The organism is Synechococcus sp. B60.1, from assembly GCF_047462555.1.
In the GTDB taxonomy this organism is placed as follows: Bacteria; Cyanobacteriota; Cyanobacteriia; order Thermostichales; family Thermostichaceae; genus Thermostichus.
This window is the reverse complement of record NZ_JANSJN010000144.1, coordinates 1-4,305: the sequence shown is the minus strand read 5'-3', so window position 1 is coordinate 4,305 and position 4,305 is coordinate 1. Positions and strand designations below refer to the sequence as shown.

The following is a 4,305-nucleotide window of genomic DNA, read 5'->3' as shown; positions in this document are numbered from 1 at the left end:
GATCCAAAGAATGGGTTGGCATTCCCTTCTCTCCTTCCTCTTAAAAACTGTACCCTATTTTAAATTAACAGGCTGTATCTCTGACGATAATGATAAGCTCTTTGACCGCGTAAACTCCGAGCTACTCCCCGTTCCCTTCCCTCCCACACCCCTGTCTGTCGAGGGCAATCAAATCCTCCGCTGCAATATCCCTGATTCTTGACTATAAGCTAGTCGTTCTCTTTGCATCTCCTCTTCTTGGACTCTCGCACTGCGGTAAGTCTTTCTTTGCTTGCAAGAATGCGCTGATCCAGCGAAACGAGGGTGAGTACAGGCCGGTCAAAGCTTGGCGAAATTGTAGGGAGCGGTGAAATTGTTGTAGCGAATGCGCAGCCGTCCCTGAAAGGCTCGATCCAGCTCCTCCACTTTTTGGGCAAAAACCGGCTCATCTTCCCAGTTGATGAGAAACGAGCTGTTGTAGACCATATTTTCCGTGAGCAGCTCTCCCTCGACGCGGTCGCCGGCCAGAGGGCCGAGGGTGGCTGTGAAGGTTTGGGCAATGTGTTGGCGCCGTTGCTCCAGCAGTTGCTCTAGGGCTTGTCCAATTTCCACCACTGCATCTAGCCCCAAGGGGGTGCCGATCATCGCGTCCCGCCGGGCTTTCAGGGCGGGGTTTTCCTCCAGCCCCAATTGGAGCTCTTGCTGGGGATCCCAGAAGACTTTTACCCCCACCTCCCGTTTGCCCTCTAGGCGCTGCAGCAGGGCCAACAGATCGGCCAGGTGCGGTTTAACCAGATCCTGCTCCACCTGGTCCCAGCCGCTCACCACCAGGCCAAATTGCAACGGCAGCAGGGCGCGGTGTCCCTCGTTCATGACGGTTTCTAGGACGGCTTCGTGGGCCAGCAGATTGGCCCGGCTGGCCAAGTAGCGCTCCTGGCGAGCCTGGGAATAGAGAAAGGCCAAAGATCCCAGCACGTGAACCCCCACCGGCTGCTTATCCAGCCCCACCACATTCAGGTGGCGCGGGCCGGGGGCAGCAACGATCCCGTAAAGGTAGAGGGCGCTATTGGGATTTGCCGTTGCCATGGCTGCGGGCATCTCCGATCAACCAGGTGAGGTTGGACTCTTCCGTATCGATGGCATTGCCATCGGAGGAAATGCAGTAGCGACCCATCACCATCTGGTGGCGCAGCGTCACTCCTGCGGCGATTTGGGTGTAGTTAAAGATGAGACTGCCATCCAGCGTACACCCTTCGTTCAACACACAGCCGTAGCCAATGGCCGTGGGGCCGATGAGCTTTACCCCATCCGCCAGGTAGGTGCTGGCCCCGATGTACACCGGCGGCTCGATGTGGATGCGATCCCAGTTGGCGCGGATATTGATCCCTGTCCAGACGCCAGGCCGAATCTGGATCCCGGGCACCTTGACGCCTTTGATCTCGCCGCGCAGCACCTTCTGTACCGCCAGCCAGTAGTCATGGGTACGGCCAATGTCCACCCACTGGAAGTCGGCCTTGAGGCCGTAGAAGGGGGCGCCGGCTTTCACCAAGGCGGGGAAGAGATCGCTGCCGATGTCATAGGGGCAGCCGGGGGGGATGTAGTCCAGGACTTCTGGCTCGAACACGTAGATGCCGGTGTTGATAGTGTTGCTGAGGGCCTCTTCCTGCCTGGGCTTTTCTTGGAAGGCGGTGACCCGGCCCGTCTCATCAGTTACCACCACTCCGTAGCTGGAGACTTGGCTGGGATCCACCTCTCGCAACACCACCGTGGCCAATGCCTCCTTAGATTTGTGAAAGTTGACCACCTGGGTTAGGTTGAGGTCGATTAGCGCATCGCCGCAGAGCACCACGAAGGTGCTGTCAAAAAAGCCAGAGAAATCCTGGATCTTGCGCATGCCACCGGCGGATCCCAGGGGTTCGGCCACCGGCTGGCCGTTCTCGAAGTGGCCCTCGAAGGAAAAGCCGATGTGTACTCCCCATTGCTGGCCATCGCGAAAGTAGTCTTCGATCTGGTGAGCGAGGTGGCTAGTGTTGATCATGATTTGGTCGAAGCCATGTTCCCGCAGCAGCTCCACCAAGAACTCCATGACCGGCTTGTGCAGAATCGGGATCATCGGCTTGGGCATCATGTAGGTGATGGGCCGTACCCGTGTCCCTTTGCCGGCTGCCAGGATCATGGCTTTCATGCCGTCGTCTCTCCTCCGGGTTCATCGTGTTTTTATCATCCCAGGATCTGCGTTCTGGAAAACATCTGCCGAGTCTACCTCGCCGGCAAGAGGTTAGTTCCCTACAATTGAGGACGCAGGATCCCTGGTATCCACTTTCCTTCTTTAACTAAGTAGCATTCCCACTGCCCTTGTCCTTTTGCCAGAAGGGATCCCTAAGTGCCTATGTTGACAGCCACCAGCCCTCGGCCAGCTCCGAAGCCCAATACCGCGACGATCACCATTGCCCTGGCCAAGGGAGCCTTGTTGGCCGACGCTGTCCGCTGCTTGCAACAGGTGGGGATCGATTTCAGTCGCTTTTTGGATCCCGGCAACCGCCTGCTGCGGATTGAATCGCCCACCCAGCTCAACGGGCAACGCTACGAGGCGCTGCTGGTGCGCAACCACGACGTGCCGGTGTACGTGGAATACGGACAGGCCGAGCTGGGCATCGTCGGCTACGACATCTTGCGAGAGCGCTATGCCGGCAGCGAAGCGCGGGTGGCCCACCTGCTGGACCTGAAGTTCGGCTACTGTCGCATGTCGGTGGCCCTGCCCCAAGATAGTCCCTACACCTCGGCGGCCCAGTTGCCTCCCCATGCCCGCGTCGCTTCCAAGTTTGTCGGCTGCGCCCGCGAGTATTTTGACCGGTTGGATTTGCCGGTGGAAATTATCTCCCTCTACGGCTCGGTGGAACTGGCTCCCCTCACCGGCATGGCCGATGCCATCGTGGACTTGGTGGCCACCGGACGCACCCTGAGGGAAAACGGCCTGGTGGAACGGGACTGCCTTTTCGAGAGCACCGCCCGCCTGATCGCCCATCCCACCAGCTACCGCGTTAACCAACAGCCTATCGGCGAGCTGGTAAACCAGATTCGAGAGCGCTGGCTGGGATCCCTGGTGGCGAGTGGCCCGTTTTGAGGTGGCCGCAAGGCCTTCACAGAAGAGCAGGAGTCGGTAATCCAAGCAGTGGGAAAACGCAGCAGCCTAACAGCTCTGCCTGGCCAAGAAACTTCTGCGAGCCCGGCCAAAGAGGGGATCCCTATTGCGTACAATAGGGGCATTCGGGCTTATTTTCCCCAGCAGCATTGAGATTAAAACAGGTTTTTCGAGGTTGATTATGCGGTACCGTCCACTACTCGCCATCCTGTTGGCGCTCTGTTTGAGCGTCTTCGCCCTGCCGGCGGAGGCGGCTAAGGCCCCCTTAACCTACGACCAGATCCGCAACACCGGCAAGGCGGCCATTTGCCCCTCCGTCTCGGACGAGGCCCGTGGCCGTATCGAGGTGCCCAAGGGGGGATCCGTAAAGTTGACAGATGTCTGCTTCCAGCCGGTGCAAATTGAAATCGAAGAGGAAAAGCGGAACGGCGAAAAAGAGTTTATCAAGGCCAAAAACATTATGATCTCGGCATCCACGCTGGGGCCGATTAAGGCCGAAGTCACCCCCAAAGACGGCGGGTTGGAGCTCAAAGTGGTGGACGGGATCACTTTTCAGCCGACCACCGGTCAGTTACCCCGCGGCGAGCGGGTGCCGTTTTTGTTTAGCGTGAAAGACTTGGTGGCCACAGCTCAGGGCTCCGCCATCGACCCCTCGACCGACTTTGAAGGGGAGTTCTTGGTGCCCGGCTACCACAGCAGCACCTTCCTCGACGCGCGCGGGCGCGGCTCCAACGCCGGCTACGACACAGCCGTAGGGCTGCAGGCGGCCAAGGACGACTTCGCCACCAACCGCAAGGTGGACGAGGTTTCCCAGGGGACAATGTCGCTGCGCATCGCCCGCGTGGATCCCAGCACGGGTGAGATGGGCGGCTCCTTCGTCAGCATTCAGCAGTCCAGCACCGAGCAAGGGGCACTGGAACCTCACACCGTCCGTGTCCAGGGCTTGTTTTACGCCCGCCTGGCGCAGGAGTCTTGAAGAGAGCCAATTTGGGGCTTGAGAGGGGCAGGGATCTGCTCGATTCCTGCCCATTCTTGTGGATACTCTGTCTGTCTCGGTTTGTCCGTTGGAGAAGAGGGCAGCGATGGCGGGATCCCACAGCGTTTGTTATGAACTACCCCACCGCGTAGGCGGGTGGGGTTTCCTCACCCGCTTGGCAGCAGAGCTTTTGTCTCTTCTTCTGCCC

4 protein-coding genes and 1 pseudogene are annotated in these 4,305 nt (G+C 58.9%); 2 read left to right on the top strand and 3 right to left on the bottom strand.

Features of this window, described 5'->3' with window-relative positions; genetic code table 11:
* Positions 1-74: 74 nt before the first annotated feature.
* The 3 genes and pseudogenes from NW863_RS12335 to NW863_RS12325 all read right to left on the bottom strand — a co-directional run.
* A pseudogene (locus NW863_RS12335) lies at positions 75-270 on the bottom strand (IS630 family transposase); the annotation flags it as partial.
* Positions 271-318: 48 nt separating this feature from the next.
* Positions 319-1,065, bottom strand: a complete 747-nt coding sequence (locus NW863_RS12330) for a GvpL/GvpF family gas vesicle protein (RefSeq protein ID WP_414366705.1) — start codon at positions 1,063-1,065, stop codon at positions 319-321.
* Positions 1,043-2,164: a sugar phosphate nucleotidyltransferase gene (locus NW863_RS12325; RefSeq protein WP_414366703.1), complete on the bottom strand. Its 1,122-nt coding sequence runs from the start codon at positions 2,162-2,164 to the stop codon at positions 1,043-1,045. The genes NW863_RS12330 and NW863_RS12325 overlap by 23 nt, the downstream gene beginning before the upstream one ends.
* 204 nt (positions 2,165-2,368) lie before the next feature.
* On the opposite strand from NW863_RS12325, the gene hisG reads away from it, so the two are divergent.
* Positions 2,369-3,103, top strand: a complete 735-nt coding sequence (hisG, locus tag NW863_RS12320) for an ATP phosphoribosyltransferase (protein ID WP_414366702.1) — start codon at positions 2,369-2,371, stop codon at positions 3,101-3,103.
* Between the two features lie 199 nt (positions 3,104-3,302).
* Complete coding sequence (locus NW863_RS12315; protein WP_414366700.1) at positions 3,303-4,097, top strand: photosystem II manganese-stabilizing polypeptide; 795 nt, start codon at positions 3,303-3,305, stop codon at positions 4,095-4,097.
* The last annotated feature ends 208 nt before the right edge of the window (positions 4,098-4,305 follow it).